The organism is Shewanella sp. YLB-07 (assembly GCF_009377275.1).
The window spans coordinates 18,794-37,115 of sequence record NZ_VOQB01000027.1; the positions used below are offsets into that span (position 1 = coordinate 18,794).

11 protein-coding genes and 2 pseudogenes are annotated in these 18,322 nt (G+C 43.3%); 3 read left to right on the plus strand and 10 right to left on the minus strand.

The window, feature by feature from the left end:
• Positions 1–28: 28 nt before the first annotated feature.
• The 3 genes from FS373_RS32515 to FS373_RS31010 all read left to right on the plus strand — a co-directional run bounded on the left by FS373_RS32515 (position 29) and on the right by FS373_RS31010 (position 6,299).
• Complete coding sequence (locus FS373_RS32515) at positions 29–160, plus strand: hypothetical protein (protein WP_265575370.1); 132 nt, start codon at positions 29–31, stop codon at positions 158–160.
• Between the two features lie 179 nt (positions 161–339).
• Complete coding sequence (locus FS373_RS31005) at positions 340–5,124, plus strand: RHS repeat-associated core domain-containing protein (RefSeq protein ID WP_152831490.1); 4,785 nt, start codon at positions 340–342, stop codon at positions 5,122–5,124.
• A gap of 224 nt (positions 5,125–5,348) precedes the next feature.
• On the plus strand, positions 5,349–6,299 hold the full coding sequence (locus FS373_RS31010; RefSeq protein ID WP_194165959.1) for a DNA replication terminus site-binding protein: 951 nt from the start codon (positions 5,349–5,351) through the stop codon (positions 6,297–6,299).
• Positions 6,300–6,490: 191 nt separating this feature from the next.
• Here FS373_RS31010 and FS373_RS31015 read toward each other — a convergent pair whose 3' ends face one another.
• From FS373_RS31015 to FS373_RS31060, 10 genes and pseudogenes are all read right to left on the minus strand, one after another.
• Complete coding sequence (locus FS373_RS31015) at positions 6,491–6,832, minus strand: hypothetical protein (RefSeq protein ID WP_194165960.1); 342 nt, start codon at positions 6,830–6,832, stop codon at positions 6,491–6,493.
• Between the two features lie 97 nt (positions 6,833–6,929).
• The gene (locus FS373_RS31020; RefSeq protein ID WP_227993442.1) at positions 6,930–7,076 is read right to left on the minus strand and encodes a recombinase family protein; all 147 of its coding nucleotides are present in this window, start codon (positions 7,074–7,076) and stop codon (positions 6,930–6,932) included.
• A 160-nt stretch (positions 7,077–7,236) separates the two neighbouring features.
• The gene (locus tag FS373_RS31025; RefSeq protein ID WP_152831496.1) at positions 7,237–7,575 is read right to left on the minus strand and encodes a hypothetical protein; all 339 of its coding nucleotides are present in this window, start codon (positions 7,573–7,575) and stop codon (positions 7,237–7,239) included.
• Between the two features lie 14 nt (positions 7,576–7,589).
• A pseudogene (locus tag FS373_RS32840) lies at positions 7,590–7,892 on the minus strand (hypothetical protein); the annotation flags it as partial.
• Between the two features lie 93 nt (positions 7,893–7,985).
• Positions 7,986–8,384 carry a hypothetical protein gene (locus tag FS373_RS31035; protein WP_152831498.1) on the minus strand — a complete coding sequence of 133 codons (399 nt, stop codon included), beginning with the start codon at positions 8,382–8,384 and terminating at the stop codon, positions 7,986–7,988.
• Between the two features lie 2 nt (positions 8,385–8,386).
• Positions 8,387–15,124: a SpvB/TcaC N-terminal domain-containing protein gene (locus FS373_RS31040; RefSeq protein WP_194165961.1), complete on the minus strand. Its 6,738-nt coding sequence runs from the start codon at positions 15,122–15,124 to the stop codon at positions 8,387–8,389.
• 702 nt (positions 15,125–15,826) lie between these two features.
• Complete coding sequence (locus tag FS373_RS31045; protein ID WP_152831502.1) at positions 15,827–16,081, minus strand: hypothetical protein; 255 nt, start codon at positions 16,079–16,081, stop codon at positions 15,827–15,829.
• Between the two features lie 160 nt (positions 16,082–16,241).
• On the minus strand, positions 16,242–16,385 hold the full coding sequence (locus FS373_RS31050) for a helix-turn-helix domain-containing protein (protein ID WP_152831504.1): 144 nt from the start codon (positions 16,383–16,385) through the stop codon (positions 16,242–16,244).
• Positions 16,386–16,620: 235 nt separating this feature from the next.
• Positions 16,621–17,672 (minus strand): annotated as a pseudogene (locus FS373_RS31055) (IS4 family transposase).
• 175 nt (positions 17,673–17,847) lie between these two features.
• On the minus strand, positions 17,848–18,322 hold a 475-nt coding region (locus FS373_RS31060; protein WP_152831506.1), incomplete at its 5' end, for an IS66 family transposase.

Sequence of the window (18,322 nt, forward strand, 5' to 3'; positions counted from 1 at the left end):
GCACAACTATATATTGTATGAGGGTTATATGACTGTAAGCATAACAGATATTAAATTAGACAACATTTATACTAGCGCAACCAGTACAGAGCATAACACTTCGGTATATGCTAACGGTAAGATGCAAGCGGTAGGTTTGGTACCCAAGATAACAAGATGATTGATAATTTCGGCAACATTATCAAGTTTGATATGAATTGGGATTATGAGGGAGATTGGCACCACAAATGGAAAGTGACTGACACGGAAGTCGTTGCCCCTTAATTATATATTTAAAGAGTAAAGCGAGGTGTTATTTATTACCTCGCTTTTTGCCGCTAATGAACAAATGGATATTATATGTACTCTTCAGCATCTAATAATGAAATGATTTTGTCTGGACACCCTGATCCACAAACTGGCCTTTATTCTTATATTCATAATATCGGAACAATAGTTGCGGATGCAGGCTTTGGACCTCAGTTAGACATTCAATTAACATTTAATTCTATGGCAACACTGCATTCAGGTACTCCCGTCAATGCCTATGGTTTAGGCAGCGGTTGGTCGTTCAGGTTGACCAGTTATAATGAGACAAATGCTACGTTGACGCTCAGCTCAGGCTTATCTTATACCGTATTGTTTGCCAGTTCTTCTGGCGAGTGGGTATTGAGCCATAAACTGTTGGATATTAAAGTTGAAAGACAAGGTTCCAGCTTGTTCATTTACTACAAGGATGGCTCGACAGAAGTCCTCACCTTCAACGATAGTACTGGAAATGCCTATTTATCGTCAGTTATGTCTCCCTCTGGCCGGTCTTTTGAGTTTGACTACGAATACAGTTCTTTTTATGCCACCTACCGATTAACCAAGGTTTCGGATAGTACTAATGACCTGTTAATTATTGATTATGATGAAGCAGGAAAATCTGCAACGGTAACACGCTTCCCAAATCACAATGAAGAATCGTCAACAACAGTTAACTATAATGCTGATGGTAAATTGTTTTCTATCACACTGCCTGATAACACCGCCATCAGCTTAGGTTATCAATATGTTAATATCGATGGCGGTGAGTTATATCTGATTGGTTCTGTAGATTATCCATCTGGTGCGTCGGAATCAATGGAGTATGGGAGCAAGCTCTATCTACAGGATGGCGCCCCGATTGCCTATCAACCGGCCCTCTCTAGACATACCAAAGTCGTCTCCAGTACTCAGCCAGCTATAGTTACGACCTATGCTTATGGAGTGTCGTCAGCGAATGCCGCTTATAACTACTGGGGATATCTCAGTAGTTCAAGTGACTGGATTAGTAACGCTGATAATCTGGCAGATTATGATGGGGATTACGAATACACTGGTCAAGAAACCTGCGGTGATAAAGTAACGTTATATCGCTATAACAAGTTTCACCAGTTGCTTCAAAAGACAGAAACGCAGGGTAATGATGAATATCAAAAAATCACTACCAGTGAATTTTTTAGTATTGGTAATATGCCGCTTTCAGAGCAAGAGTCTCGTTATGAGTTGCCTAAATCTCACACTTTAAGCTTTATACTTCCAGATGAAACCACTGCGCAGACATTCGAGCAGACATTCGAATTTGATGATTGGGGGAACCTGATAACACAAAAGGACATTAGTGGTGTTATCTCGAAATATGTTTACTATTCGGAGAATGGAGAAGGCGAAAGTTGCCCGGCTCATCCATACAATCTCCGAGCTTTTTCCAAATCCAGAGAAGTTATCCCTGTTGGTGGCTCAAGTGGCGACAGTGGAAATAAGGTGTGTTCATTTACGTACAAATCGATAGCAAGAGTGGATGATAGTCAAAGCTCTTTTATTGTATCTGACACCAAGTCATCTGAAGATTACACCTTATCCAATAGCTATTATGGTACGGGCAGTGATAATAAAATATTGTCAGAGCTGAAAAGCCAGACGGTAACAAAAGCGGGACAAGCTACAGTCGCTTCATATGGTTTCCTGTTTAGCGGTGACATTGTCACCAAAAGTACGACACTAACGAGCTTTGATGATACCACATTGGAAAAAAGCGAAGATACATCCATCTTTTCTAGTAATCTTATCTCTGCAACTGATATTGAGGGTGTTAAAAGCATTTTTACGTATGATAAATTTGAACGAATTACATCACAGGTTGAAGCTGAAGGGACTGATTATGAAGTACTAAAATCATATGAATACGATTATTTCCCTTCCATTATTAGTAGTTTACCAACTACAGAGTCAAACATCGGTATAAGAACGATAATGACCTCGCAGGGCATCAGTGAATATCAATATTTTGATGCAGAGCAAAGAGAGTTATCAATTTATAAGCAGGATGAGCAGAATGTACAGCGCAAAGCTGTTAGCTATGATTATGATAATCAAGGCCGTCAGCTTGCTGAAACCATTTTTGACTATAGCTTTTCTGACAATTCTGGAGGAGTCGTATCGTCTTATAGTAATAAGACTCAATATGTTTATGGCCATTTTGGCGAAATTAAAACAGAAACCTATCCGGATGGCGTCATCTTAACCCGTGATGTTAATCCGAACCAATTGTCCGTCAATGAGCAGCTAACAGGCAGTGATGGCAACACCTTGCCTGCTTCTGTCACTGACTTCAATTTATTTCAGAGCCCCGTCAGCAAGAAACAACTCTCGGCGAGCGGACAAGTCTACAGTAATACACAGTTGATGTATGACGGATTTGGCCGATTAACTAAAGTGACAACACCTTCCAATGATACGGCATCAGTGGTTCGCTATGATGCTTTTGACCGACCAGTTAGCGTGATGCACTTTGATGGCAGTGAATATAACATTTCATATGCCGAATCATCGATTTCCTCACTTATGACTAGCATTGATGTTGGAGAAGTCAATTTAGGTACCCGGGAATTTGATGGATTGACCCGAATGACCAGCCAGCAGGTAAATGGTGCCACTACAACGTACAGCTACGATGACAATGTCAGTAAAATATTACCGTCAGTTATCACCAATGCTCGTGGTCATACGATAAGCTCTACGGTTATTCCTGAATTGAAAACGGTATCTAAAATCACGACTAAAGACGGGACCGCTGGAGAATTTGTTTATTCGGCGTCTTCTGAGTCTGGTACACCAATTGGATTAATGTCTTCTGCAAGTAACACCAACGGTCGATATGATTATACCTATGGAAATACAGGGCGTTTAAAAATATGTAGCCAGACGGTCGGGAGTAACCCAGCTAAAAGCTGGACTAGTGAAGAATACACCTTGTCTGGAGCGATACTGAAGAGTAAAGCTTCTGATGGTCGTGAAATATCGACGATTCTAGATAGTCTGAGACGAGTAGTCAGCTCTAGTGATGGTACCATTCAAACGGGAAACACCTTTGACCAATTTGGGCGTATCAGTCAGTTTGAAACTTATCTAAACTCGGTACTGACTCAGTCAACATTCATTTCGTATGATGAATATAGCCGCGAAACAAACAGAGACATAACAACAGGGACCAATACAACGGCTATTAATTATACCTACGATAAGCAGAATCGACTCGTTTCGCGAACAACGAATGTTGATACAGGTAATATCAGTTCTTTGAGCGAAGCTTTCATCTATGATAACCGTAGCAGACTGACTAATTACACTGCAGATCCGTCAGATGGTTACTTATCTCCCAAAAACGAAATGGGAAAAGTTATTACCGGGCAAGATTTTGCATTTGACGGGATAAATAATATTACAGCGGTCGTTACTTATTTTCCTAACGGGGATAAAGACACCGCCAGCTATGATTATGAATCACAGCGTTTAATCAGTATTAGACATACATTGACGAGTGGTGACAATAAATACCCCGCCTCAATGGTTCTAGCATATGACAGCGATGGAAATATCACATCATTGAGCGACGGGAGCAGTTCTTATGCATTGTCTTATACTCCACTTAATACATTAGAGCAATACAGTAATTCCTCTTATCAGTATGATGCTTTTAACAGAGTCGTTACCTGCAATGATACTGCCAAGTATTATTTAGCCGGTAAATTGATAAGTGAAGAATCTTCTGATGAACAATGTGAATTTGTTCGCAGTGGTGCCGTGACACCAGTAGCTGAAATTAACAACGGTAATACACAAATTCTTGCTGTTGACCGTAGTAATTCTGTAATCGGTGTCAGCGATGATGTCAATATGACTCATACTTGCTATACACCTTTTGGGGAAGGGGGGAGTTCGACTCGCACAGGATTTAATGGTGAGATAGTAGATAAAGAAAGCAATGGGTATCTATTAGGTAATGGAGCCCGATTGTATTTACCTGCAATCGCATTTTTTACGAGTCAGGATGACTTGTCACCGTTTTCGTCAGGAGGCATCAATCCTTATTTGTACTGTAAAGGGGATCCAGTCAATTTGCTTGACCCAAGTGGACATGACAGTAAAGAGATCGGGAGAATTTTTGGTATATTAGGGGGGCTGGTGGGTTTGGTTCTAGCTCCTTTTACCGCGGGTTCAACCGCTGCTATTGGGTTGTCTATGTTCGCGAGTGCCGTAACTTTGACTTCTTCAAGTCTTAAACTAGCATCTGACTCTGCAGAAAAAAATGGAAAGACGGATAAGTCAGATAATTTATTAAAGTGGGCATTCGGGTTCAGTATTGTAGGGAGTGTATTGTCAGTATCTTCAATTGGAGCCAATGCGAAAAATATGACGTCCGCAAGGTCAAACCTTAAAAAGCGGCGCGGCCTTTTAGCTGATGAATTCGACATTATGGAAGATCTAGAAGATCTAGAAGATATAGCATATGGCTACAAGACAAAAGCGAGTGCATCAAGGCAACCCAAGGGGATCCCAGAGGAGTTTTTACTTAACTCTAACTCTAACAACTCCTTTGCTAAAGTATCTAAATTTAGAGAGTACACTCTAAATGGGGTTGGTTCTTTGAGAATCAATAATGAACCTTTGGGAGTGGAGCAACTCATGAGGGATAATGAGCTTAGAACGATGAGTAATACATTGTTTAAAAATGGGATTCTTCAGGACTCATTCCTATCAAGTTTAAATGCTGGAGGTGATATAGCCATGACTATATCATACTGGCCTAAAAGTCCCGACGATGGAGGGGCTAGTTCTTAAACGTTGAGGTTCTGTTTATCTAGAGTGATCTGAAATAATTTTCATGCTCTGTTTTTATATGCAGACAATACATAAACAAGCCTCGCAGTGATGTTAGGCTTTTCTTTTTCTAGTTCTGTTGCAAAGGTTGCTATTAGCGGTCGCGGTAGGAATGGTCATTGCTGACCCCCATGCAAAGCATCATTTGGCTATTCAATATAAATGACTGTCGTATAAGGAATATTATGGATCAGCGAGCCACACTCAATTCATACATCAGGATCGAGCATCAACGCCTAGTGACATTGTTGGATGAACTCGCATCTTTCATCGTGAGCAATGTCACTGATTTGTGTCTGTTTCAACTTGAAAAAAACCGCCTGGGGGATGAAATGGCCCTGCCTCAATCCATTGATATAGAACACACTTTTTCTGATTTAACCCCAAAGAGTCGCGCTTTTGTCCGGCAAGCTATCACCCAACTTACCGTCAATACCTTTGAAGAAAACACTTATTTAGCCAAGCGATTTCCAGGGTTTATCGTGTTACCTGATGCCGAAAAATCGAATTTTATGGCGTTATCCATCAAGGTCAATCACCAGCGCTCCGCCTTTTATAACGCAGTGAGAAAAGGGTTCAATAATCGACAATCTGTGCATGAAAACTTACATGAATTATTGCCCAACTTGGTGTTATTCAATACGATCAGAGAGCTCAAAATAATCGACAGTACACTCGATCAGATTGAGTTAATCAACTTCTATTGGCAGTCGAAAAAAATTGAGCATATTATCAAATCTGAGGATGCAGAAACGCGAATAAAGGATGGGGTCAACAGTAAAACGTTCGAGTTTGTTGGGCTGACTAAAAGTGAGCTTATCGCTCGCGCCAATCGTGAGCTTGAACTGCTGAGTCGCGTTAACGATACTGACGTGATTGTGGAGATCAGGCACGCCAGAGTGCAGCCATTTTGTGATGTGTGGGCGCGCAATAGCGGTGATAAACGCCGTACTAAGTTAACCTCGACCGGCAGCGCGTTACCGATTATTGTGTTTCAGTCTCCTGTGAGTGTTAAGCCTCTGGAACGTTACGCATTCAAAGCCCCTAACGTGCCCACTTATCCGCTGCTAAATGCGCGTAAACACTGGTATGTCGTCCCCAAAAAAACACGGAAAATGCACAGGAACTTAGCATGAGTCACCCTTTTATTGAGTTTCACCATTGAGGCAGATTGTCTTAGCGGCTTCGCGTATATCGGTATTTTTTGCTATCACTGAGGTGATTCAGGTGACCTTTTGGCGTCGGCTTGCTCCTTGGTGTGGAAAAGCATCGAGTGCTTAAGCGTAGTAAGCGTCCCTAATGTGGCTAACTATGCGCATTGTCGAACTCATTTGCTTATAAGTAACTTTACTTCCTCCATTACCATAGCTTTAAGTTCTTCTATAATTTTGTCCGCTATTTCTTCATTTGAGTTATTATTGTTTAGCTCTACTTCTCCAACGGGAAGCAATCCTTTATTTGGATTGGGATGTGATACATTGATGATTTGTGGGAAGCTCGCTTTGTAATAATTGCCAATTTTTTTATAATCTGGAACGGGATCTATAATCTCAAATTTTAAAATATTGTTGGTAGATAGGGCTATCCATAGGCATTTTACTCCTGTTTTCTTTTTTCTTCTTATAACCTTAACTATTTTAGGCCTTGCTTCGTCTAATGACATATACATTTTACAGCCTCATTCTATGAATACCCTTGATTCAGTGTATTAAGACTAGTCTATTAGTAAACGTGTGGCGGGGTAGTCAGGAAATTAGTTAATTATCCTACGCTAACAACAAAGCCCCGGTCAGCGCTCTATTGATATAAATTCGGTCAGGAGAAACGCCTAATTTTATCAGAGCTTCTTGTTGGGCTGTCAGATCTTGTTTATCGGTAGAGCAACGAGCATAACCAATTCGTATTTCAGTCATAAATATGTACGATTAGGGGGCCACAAAAGAGATTGATATCGTACCACTTATATGAGACAACTTCATCGCCCATTTCGCGGTGATCAGCTGGTACTCTTTAACTGTCCGTTCAACGATCCTCTTTCGTACTAGCCGCGGAGAAGTATTCAGTGATGTTAATCTACAATACATGAATATCATCGATAGAGATTACAAATCCGCCTCTATCATTTTTATGAATATCAGCAGACAAAGTTAGATCACTTACTTCGTCGCCATACCATAAGTCAAACTCAACTTTTCTAGCCTCCGTGTGTTCATCATAAACATCATAAACACATGCTGTATCGTAAGCCGTGTCCGGTGGCAATGTTATTGATCCTGGATAATCATTTAATACCTCTTCAATTTCAGCTTGTGAAAGTCGCCCATTTTCATTTCGGGCAACAATTTCGGCAAACTTTGAATTAACAAGGAGCATTACCAAGTTCTCAAGTAGTAATTTTATAGTGACGTTCATTTTTTGCTCCTCTATTAGTTTCTGTTGCCCACTTGCCGCATCATAGTATTCGGTGTTACTCCTAGCCCTCCAAAGTAATCATCAGCCCTTTGAATATGGCCGCGAGCTTCGCTTTGGGGGACACCAGATCTACGAAGAGCTTTGTATCCAATCCGGCGTTCAGCAGAATAAGTCCCCCCTCCTCGCTGTCGCTGAACTTGCGTTGCTATATAATGCTCAGAACCTTTTGCTGTAGATGGTCCCTTAAGCTGAACAGCTGGAGCATCCATTCGGTTGTAACCAGCCAGGTTTTTAGCTGCTGCATCTTGGATTATATGGTGAGAATCAGTTGCTCCAGCATTTTTTAATTGTCTGTGAGTTCCTGATGCTCTGTTTGTAACATTACTGTACTAGAAAAGACTAGATTATTTCTAGTCAGCCTTCTTATAATGAACGTATGCCTCGCAAAATGAGTCGCCTACTTCCCTCTCTAACTTCCCAAGTAAATCAGCAACATCATAAACATATTCCAATTCGTCATAATCTGAACCGTACCAAAAGACGAAGTCATCAACATACTGAGCAACCTTATTTACCACCTTGTAAAGCTCTGTTTTCTGGAAAACTTTATTGTCAATTACAGCCTTTTGAGCATCTAGCATCAGACTATCAACATCCTTCCCGCCTACATTAAGTAGATAAACCTTATTTAAAGGAGATCCGGGAAATAGCTTAGCCGCTACTCCTAGAAGAAACTCATCTCCAAAGCTCTCTACTGAGCGCAAACCGTCCATCGCATTACTAGTGGTAACCAGAGCAAATTGTGTCATTATTAACCTCCTTTATCCCCTCGATTCTGCCGCTCTCTCATCGTTCCATTTCTCAAAGCATTATCTGCACGATCTAAATCACCGCCGTCAGTGCGTTTTATCTCGCGAGTTCGATTTTTCCCATGCTGCTTTGGATAGTGAGAATGGGGGGAGCCACCGACTTTGGCATCGGTATGCTTATTGTGGATCTGGAACCAGTCACCACCCTTTTTATTTGAGTCAACTAAGTTAAAGTCTTTATTCGTCGGCATCGTCGTACCCTTAGGTGAGACGATAAAATCTGCCTTCCCATCTATGCCCTTTGTAATATCGGCATCGGGCATTCGGCCTAGTTTTAACTTACGCTCAGCTAAAGATTGAACCCCTGCTTTTCCAGCTATGAACGCCGCACTAGTAAGGTTACCTGTTTTTTGATACTCCTCATAGCCAGCCTCAAAAGCATCGATACCTGAATGTATGCTGTCAACGGCTTGTCCTGGGCCCGACCATGATATGGCATAGCTCATGTCACCTTTAATAGAACTATAGCCTTTTGCAAAGCTAGCATCATTACCATAGCGTTGTTGAGCATTGTTGCCCAGCCCCCCAATCTTATCAACCTTAACATCAGCTTGCTGAGCAGTTTGTGATTTATTAGCGCCAGAGTCAGCTTGCCTATTGTCCATTCGGACTCTTGCCCCAAAGGTTGCACCATGGGCTCCAGTATCTACGCCTTTGAGTCTGGAGCCGGTCATGACATCATCTGACGCATACCCTGTTGGGTCTGTCCCCGCCAGCGGGTTATTCATGATATAGGAATACGGATTGACACTTTGCGTTGACGTTGGTGACTGTATCAACGGGTCAACCGACATGAAGCGGCCCATATTATAATCGTACACCCGACCGTTCATATGAATAAGCTGCTGCTCGTTCAAATGCTCATGGTCGGTGAATCCACGGCGGTGACGGTTGGTATCGAGCAAATCACCCAAGCTTCCTGCCGCACTTGCCGTTGCTGTGCGCCCGAAGGGGTCGAAGTAGCGCTGACTAATGATATTACCGGCTTCATCGACCAGGGTGGTGGCACTGCCTAATCTGTCTCGCAAGGTAAATAGCAGTTTGTTACCCTTATCTGGCGTGTAACTGAGTACCGCAATATCATCGATGTAGGCCCGCCAGCTGCCATCATTGTCACTCTCAAATAACTTACCGACATAATGCGTTGTCGTCGTTTTACCACTCACGGTTCGCGTTTGCAGTGCGCGCATATTGTCGCTGCCATAGACAAACGCGGTACGGGTGTTGTTGCTAGGACCGCGTCCATTGATGGTCAAGGGTTTATCCAGCGCGTTATAGGTCATGGTTAACCCGTCACCGGTTAGTAGGTTCCCCCGACTGTCATAGCTAAAGGTGACGCGCTGATTATTGATTGGCTTAGTGATGGCACACACACGGTTTGGCCCATTACACGCGCCATACTCATAAGCGTTAGCACTATTCACACTATAATCGGACTTTTTCAGCAAGTTACCCACCGCATCATAGCCATAATCGACGGTAGCAGCGAACGGGGTACTGTTATCGTAAATAGCAAAGCCCCCATTGCTAAAGCTGTACTGTTTTAGACGGTTGAGATTGTCATACACATAACTTTTTTCTAACCCTGTAACGGTATTGCGTTCAGCAGTAAGGTTCATAAAACTGTCGTAACGCTCATAATAATGATTATGCAGCAGGCCCAAGCTACTGCTCACTTGGGTACTGGCCATGGTGCCTTCACTGTTATAGCTGCTGGTTTGCTCTAGTAGAGCATTGGCCATCTGACTGCCCGTTAGGTGGCCTGCGGCATCCCTATCAGTGACGGTGCGATAGATATAACCCGAAGCCGCATTACGGGTTTGATTCAGGTAGCCAGACTCGTTATAGCGATACTCCAGCGTTAACCCATTGGGGTAAGTCAACGCCTTAGGCCGACCATAAAAGCTGTCGTATTGATGGCTAACCGTGCGAGTGACACCATCGCCGCCATGACTACTCGCCACTTTTACTGAGCTTGTGGCTAATTGCAGATTATCGGTATAGGCGTAACTTCGGCTGATGCCATTTGCAGTTTCTGACGTCAATAGCCCTTGCTTGAGGGTATCCCAGGTGTAGGAAACCGTACCGGGAGCATTACCGCCTGCAGTCGTTTGGCTGGTTATGCGCCCCAAAGTATCGAACACATAGCGTTGCACCACACCATTGGCATCGGTTTGCCTGTCCAGTTCGCCTAAGGTGTTATAACCAAAACGTGTGATGCCTTGGTTGGGGTCAACCACCTGAGTCTTATGATCAAAGCCATTATAGCTGGCAACTATCTTGTTATGGTTCGCATCCTCAATGACCAGAGGACGCCCCCCACCATCATAGGCAAAACGGTTACTGCCACCGGCTGCATCGACAGTTTCATAGAGTAAGCCTTGCATGCCATAGGTGCGGGATAGGGTGCGACCATCAACCGTGATATCTGTTTTCAGACCAGTATATTCGTAAGTGGATATCAGACCTCCTTCGCCATTGGGCAAACTGCGAGTCGTCGGTCTGTCGAAGGCATCGAAGCCACTGAAAACAGTATATTCAGGAGTATCATTGTCATAGAAAGGCAAAGACTCATGGGTAAGATGGCCAAGGCTGTCATATTTTTTGTCCAGATACTGATAGCGACTACCATCAAATGCTTGAGTGACACTGAGTAAGAAGCGACCTAAGCTATCGAGGTAAACTTCTTTTGTCGGCATGCCTGCAGAGGTGGTGCGTGTCATCAATTGAGCATAAGCCGGACGATTGTTGCCATTGGACGCGACTAAGTACCTTATATATCGAATAGGGCTCCCCGTTTGACTTACCTGCACCGGTCGGCCTATGGCATCGTACTGAGTTTGCGTCACAATACTGTTCGGCGCCGTCACTTTGGTGGGGACACCTAAACCCATATTATATTCAGTCGTCGTGATATGACCTTTGGCGTTAGTCACTTGGTAAGGGAGGTAACCATCATCAAGGGCACTGGACCCATTTTTAGTGTAATTAAATGACGTTGTTCGAGCTGAAAGGTGGCTGCAAGTACTAGACTGTCCGGTTACCGTGGATGATAAAGGCAAGCCATAATCATTAAACACCATAACGTCACTACGGCTGCAAGCACTGCCCGATGCAGTGTAAACAATGCGGGTAGGTTTGTGATGTGTCTCATCCCAAGACTCAACCGTTTGCGTTGTCACTTGAGCGATATCAGCATTCACTGTTGGGTCGTTCACCCAATCACGATTTTCGACGGTATTGGTCGTCATCACCGCATTAAATTTTGATAAAAACCAGCTATCTGTGTCTGGCGTGAACACGGTATCGACCACTGTTTGGTAGCTATTGGCGCCACCATCAATATAATCTGTGACCGTTTGGGTATGCTTACTGATATTGCCAAACTCATCAACAGCACTCGGAGCAATGGTTTGCTCAACCGCGCTGCGCCGCTCACTGGACCCACTTAACCCGTAGCTGTTGGTGATAGTACGGGTATTGATGTTGTGATACACACCGGTAATCGTGTGCTGCGGGTTGTCAGCCCAGCTTTGTGTGGTCGTTGCCACTGTGGTGCCATTGACACTCACCGTTTGTGATTCAAGCAAGCTAACAAAGGGGAATTTTTGCTTGAAGACACTCATGGTCACTTTATTGCGACTGACGTCTTTTTCAATCACTTCTCTAAACCCAGTGAAGCCCCTGCCTTGCAGATTATACATGGCGCCTTTGTAGGCGTACTCGGTTTCATTGACTCCACCAATGCCATTGCTTTGCTCAAAAGATTGCACCACGTACATACTGGAACCAAAGTGGATATAGCCATCACCGACGTAATCATGGTCAGTATTGTACATCTTAGTTTGACCTGCACTGGCTTCGCCCGTAGAGAGCGGGCGGTAACGCCACTGGCTGGTGTTACCTAAGCCGTCTGTGACAGACGCTAAATAATCAACCGGTTGGTAATCGCTAGGGGTTATGCCTGTGCCTGAGCCATAATTCCGACTGATATAGCCCCCGTAATTGGCCCCCCACAGACTTGAGGCGGGCTCATCTATCCAGGTTCGATTGTGTTGACCTTGAACAATCCGAGGGCCATATGCTGTTATCATATCAACTAACCCATCGCCAAACGCATCGGTAAATGTGGCTTGATATGCACTCCCTTTATATTGTGTTGCTTCTTGAGTTAGGCCGTAGCTTCCATCGCTATTTCTGGTGAATTTAATAGCGTCATATTGATAAATGGATTCATCAAGACTGCGTGAGTCAATCGGTGCTGTTGGGAAATTAGCCTGGGTTGATGTAGCGAAATCCTGATATAAACCATCACCGCAGAATGTTTTGGTATTCCACTGATAGTTAATGGGTACCACAATGCTTGCGCAGCCTGTAATTAATCTTTTGTTTGGCAGAAGAATTTCATTGATACCATCGCCATCAATATCTTGTGAATGGAAACTGTCAAAATGCATGGGATAGGTAACATCGAAAGGCTCCTCAGAAAATGCTTTTATAACAAAAGAGCGTTGCTTTAATGAGACATTGCCCGTGAATGCTTGCCATGAAGTAAAATCTGCGTTCCCGGTATTTAGCATATACCCCAGTTTTATTTTGCCCCCCTCAATTTGTTGCCACGCGATAATGTCGGTCAGTCCATCCCCGTTCATGTCGGTCATATAATTGAAGAAAAAGAAATCTGTTACGATATGGCCAGGGTTTTCAAAAAAGCCGAAGCTAGGGGCGTCTTTACTTTCAAAAACAATATTATTACCCATGCTTTGGTTTAGCATGAATTGTTTCAAGCCTTTTACTGGCACAGCCCCAAAAACACTTCGATTACTAAAAAGTGCTAAATCAGGTAACCCATTGCCATCAATATCACCCACCGCATTTAAGCTCATATCTGTTTGTTCAGCATCCTCTCTCGTCGAGGTGATGACGATACTGGTTTGATAGGGGTGAGTCGATGAGCCTGTGTGGACAAAAAGCTCCCACTTAATGGTGCCATTCCTTGCTCTTCGCATGAGCAAATCAGGCAGGCCATCGCCATTAAAATCGGACATATTTTCTATGACATCCGGGTTTTTAAGCTTTCGATGGTCATAAGAGATATTGGTTTCTATGAAGCTATCTGAATTGTTAGCAGAAAATCGAATAGCGACGTTATTATTAACGGGCTTAACAATGTCAGTTCTACCATCTCCATCAATATCAGCCACTGAGCATGTTTTCTTGCCTGTAACGGCTTTATAGTAGCAAACATCTTTATAGCCGTATTCATGCTGCCCTGTTTCTCTTTGTTCGGCATCTGAATAGTACGTAGGAAAATCAAGTACTCCATCACCATTGGCATCCGCGACGGGGGTCAATTCATAGGCTTTAACGACGCCATCAAAGATGTGCTTGCCATCCAATTTAAGTGGCTCGCTTGTGATGGTAATGGGGGTATCTTCCCACGAAAAATGCGTCATCTGACGACACTGTGACTCCCCATTGAATTGACCACAATGCTGCACAGAATCTAGCAAGGTTTTCTTGCTTATCTGGCTTTGTTTAAAGCCAAGCTGATATCGTGATACCCAATTTTCAGAGCCGAAATACGTTTCTATCGATGTTAATCGTTGTGTCGTTTTTAATCGTCCACCTTGGATATAGGCATTACGCTTATCAAGACGCGCTTCATAGATGAACTTAACTTGTCTATCTCCGAGATTTGAATTCGTCCCCGTGTAGTAAATACTTTCAAGTAGATGCTCACCAGCTTCAGGATTAAAGTAACGATAATCAATGGTATTCATTCCATCAGAGTAGGATTCTTGAGTCACCTTCCAACTTAACGTTGTTGTTAACCCCTCAGGATTGAAACGACTATTGCCGTTAGCCCCATAAGTGGCTGTTGAACCATCGGGACGATAGACCGTAAAATGCGTTGAAGCGCCATTAATTGCACCCGATTGCATAACTTTAACAAAGCTGTCCATCTCGGTGCGGTACTCAGTGCCGCTGGTGCCATAGCTGCCAGAGGTGATGAGCCGCTGCCCATTCAAACAAAGCCTATCGGTATCAGCATTAAAGGTCACTGCACGGGTGAAACCATCTTGGGCATGGGTCGCCCCGCAACGGCTTATCGCTGAGCCGGTATTGAGTGACCAACCAACACCGACTATGCCGTTACCACTTTGTGAGCTATAACTCAGAGAAACCTTAGGCTGAATACCCGCGCGCCCGGGGGGTAAATCGATAGGGATTTGATAATTCGCTTGGCCGCCTGAAACAGACGCTTGCCCCTTGAGTACGGCAGCATTTAAATTAACCGATTGAGAAGGTGCAGCATTACTGCCTGTGGCATTGGGTACCTCAGCATCGGTTGTTTGTAACCACTGCTCAAGTTGAACGTTCAGCTCATTGACCTCATGAGTTGTGCTACCAATATCGGTAATAACAATGCTATTTTCAAACTTCCCATCCAATGAAATAACTAACTCTGCATCGGATGTTCCGTTGATATTTTGATACCTAACCGCCCCTTGCTTTATTTCTGTCGCATTAGATGCAGTAAACTGTGCATAAGTTAAGGTTGATAGGTCCCAAGAACTGCCATTACGGGATAATTTTATGACACTACCTTGGTCAGGAATAAAAAGTGGGATAAATATTTCACCTGATATAGGCACAAACTTTGGAGGACGAACCAAATACAAATGTCCATTTGCATCTTGGTATACGTTGTAATCTAACCGCTCTATTAAAAAAGACTCTGATGTTATCGGTGCACTAAGATCTTGTAACTCAACATTAGCACTATAGCCACTACATAGTGTCTTCTGACAAGCTTTAATTTTATAAAAGTATGAAATATGGTTTTTACTTGATAAGACTAAACTTCTTCTACTGTGGGAACTGGAATATATTCGAGTCCAAGAAGAGTTATTTGTTGACTCGAATAAGCTGTATACGATGTTAGGACCACCAGCGATCCCACTTACAGATGTCCATTCAAGTCTGATTTCATTGCCAGACTTGTTGCCAGTCAAGTTTGGAGTACTGACGTTTGGTAATGAGATCGCGACAACAAAACCTGAAAACAAACAGCTCGACAACAAAGAAACAACCATCTTCCATGAGGGAAAACGCATATAAGTACATCCATAATACACAGTGAGAGGAAAGTACACTCAATAAGTGCGTAATGTCAACATTAAAAACGCTCAGGTAACACACCTGACCTCAACGGTTAACAAAAAGACAGGCAGCATAAGGTATAAAGTGTTGCATTTCATGTGGTGGGGGGAGTTTATTACTACTTTATCCCAGAAGGTGACAATTGGAATTCAAGCAACTGCCCCAATGCCGAAAGTGGATTTATTAAGCAGAGTGAAACTGGCGCCAACGCGTTCTTATCGATTGTGCTGATGGCAAAGGCGAACAATACCCCGGTTCAGCTGCGGGGGATCTGTGGCAATGGTGCCGTTGGTGGTTCCAGCGATGCCTACTTGTATATCGACTACATTACCTTGGATCCAATGTAACCAGTTCGATAATGGCGTATTTAAGGGTTCTGTCGCAAACAGAGATTGAGCCGCTATAACTTCATCAGACACTGTTAATCCGCTAAATTCGACACTGGCTATCGTGGCTTCCGCTCCATCCATCGATTTGAATCCGAATGCGGTACGCAAGGCCTTAGGAGAAGTTCATATACTAAATAAAAAGCCAGCTTAGCATCACTGCAGGGCTGGCCTATGTATCGTCAGTTTATCAAGTTCCGTATGTAGATCATTCCTGAAGTCTCAAGATGCGACAGAACCTTTTTTAAACATTATTTAAATTGGCAGATCCTTTGAGGTAAGAATATAATGTCTGCTGGCTAATCTTATACTCACTTGCCAAAGCAGTCTTATTTCCACCTGCTGCTACCCTCTGCTTTAGTTCTGTTATTTGTTCTGTAAGTGTCATTAGTCGAACTCCCATTAGCACAGGAAAGAATGAGGCTTGAGTTCTATAGACACTCTGTAGCATGACTAAAATTGAGTCAATGTTGGAGTTAGCTAGATGTCACTTTACTCACTCGGAAAGGGGGAAAAGTGGGTTAGTGCATTGATTCCAATTAACCTGACATTGATTAGAAAAAGTCCCTCTTAGTTTATCCGAAGGCTTTAATTCGCTCCGACCCTGAAGGATCCCCACGAATTTAATAGCATGCTTGTGGATCCCTAACTAATTCTTTCAGTAACGAAATAGCTGCTCGCCAATGGTGTTTCAACAGCTTCAACTTCCTATCCTTGTATGCCCTTAATCCAATAAATTGGTTTGAGAGTACGTTACGATGTTTAATTGAGTTGGCTTGATATTGCCTGTGTTTATCCGCTGCCTTTACTGCTAAACCTAGCAGGTACAATATAAACTGAGATAGACTCGCAATGATTACAGTGATGTGGCGAGTAGCCAAGGCTCTTTTTCTCTTGCTGCACTGGCGCGAGAGCGCTTATCTTTTCTGATATCATCACCCTTTGCGTTCATGTCTTTACGACCTTTTGGGTGACGTTTATAGAGAACTAAACGGGTTTTAAATCCAACAGTTTGGCCTAGCAGAAATTCACCTAGGCTCTTAGCGCGAGAGGTCGCTTTCATGTATAAGCTTTTGATTGGTTGCCAGTCATACTCACCCGATTTGAAGCATTGAGTTCTGTTTCTGACGCGGCCTACGTAATCCCATTCAAGCGATAACACTTGCTTAAACCAAGGTATACGAAACCCTGTATCGGTCACGATAATTGGCTTGCAGTTGCTTGGTAGCATCGCCTTCAGGCGAGTCATAAATTGCAGGTGAATTTTAGGTTTATCTTTCAGATTTAACGGATAAATCTCTTCATAGAGTGTTAAAGAGCGCCCTTGAGCTGCAAGGGAGGCGCGAATGAGAAAGCTCTCCTTTCTATCATCTAAATCAGACCAATCGATATGGATTATTGGCTGTGGCATGTTGCTCACCAATAGGTAAGCCATGCGAGTATAGATGTGCTTGATATCACGGTGTAGCTGAGTGTTAGAGCAGAGTCTGTCTACACGCTTAATCTTATGTTTTTCCATGGCATTACTATCAATGTCGCGGCCAAGGCCTGTGATTGATAGGGAGCCACCATTCATTGAGCTTTCGATTGCTGAAAACAAACTCTGTCGGCGAGTTTTATGCATTAATGGGGTGACAAGGGAGAGACATTTTGATAAAACTTGCTTTGCATTCATGGCATTTACTCGTGGTAATTTTTGTTTGGCGATAAATTTGATCACCAAATGCCATGAATGTTCCTCTATTTTTTACCTATCTCATTATTTCTGTTTATCTTTTTGTGGGGATTCGCCAGCCCCTGATCTCATTATCAAATATGAAACAATCAATAAAGGGTATGCGTGTGGTGATCTACACGTTGAGGTTAACGTTCCAAGGGAGTAAGGACTCGACTTCATTAGGGTCTATGGCAAGCTGAGTAAGACAGTGGTTGATATAATCAAAGGGCATCAGCCCGTTAGCTTTGGCGGTTTCGATAATACTGTAGAGCACGGCGCTAGCCTGAGCACCAGAGGCCGTATTGGAGAACATCCAATTCTTTCTCCCCACCACAAAGGGTTTGACGGCCCGCTCTGCGCGATTGTTATCGATAGAGAGTCGCCCGTCTTCAATATAGCGCATCAGTTTTGGCCACTGGTTCAATGTATAGCTAATGGCTTCACCCAGTTTGGTTTTGGGTGAGATACGCATGACCGCTTTATCCAGCCACTCCTTGAGAGTATTGAGCAAAGGGACTGCGACCTTTTGCCTTTGTTGGTATTTTTCAGCCGCGGGTTTACCTTTAAGCTTTATCTCAAGTCGGTAGAGTTTCTTTATATGGTTGATG

Coding starts and splice junctions, on each gene's coding strand:
- FS373_RS32515 (WP_265575370.1), top strand. CDS start 29: ATGACTGTAAGCATAACAGATATTAAATTAGACAACATTTATACTAGC.
- FS373_RS31005 (WP_152831490.1), top strand. CDS start 340: ATGTACTCTTCAGCATCTAATAATGAAATGATTTTGTCTGGACACCCT.
- FS373_RS31010 (WP_194165959.1), top strand. CDS start 5,349: ATGGATCAGCGAGCCACACTCAATTCATACATCAGGATCGAGCATCAA.
- FS373_RS31015 (WP_194165960.1), bottom strand. CDS start 6,832: ATGTATATGTCATTAGACGAAGCAAGGCCTAAAATAGTTAAGGTTATA.
- FS373_RS31020 (WP_227993442.1), bottom strand. CDS start 7,076: ATGACTGAAATACGAATTGGTTATGCTCGTTGCTCTACCGATAAACAA.
- FS373_RS31025 (WP_152831496.1), bottom strand. CDS start 7,575: ATGAACGTCACTATAAAATTACTACTTGAGAACTTGGTAATGCTCCTT.
- FS373_RS31035 (WP_152831498.1), bottom strand. CDS start 8,384: ATGACACAATTTGCTCTGGTTACCACTAGTAATGCGATGGACGGTTTG.
- FS373_RS31045 (WP_152831502.1), bottom strand. CDS start 16,081: ATGGATGGAGCGGAAGCCACGATAGCCAGTGTCGAATTTAGCGGATTA.
- FS373_RS31050 (WP_152831504.1), bottom strand. CDS start 16,385: ATGACACTTACAGAACAAATAACAGAACTAAAGCAGAGGGTAGCAGCA.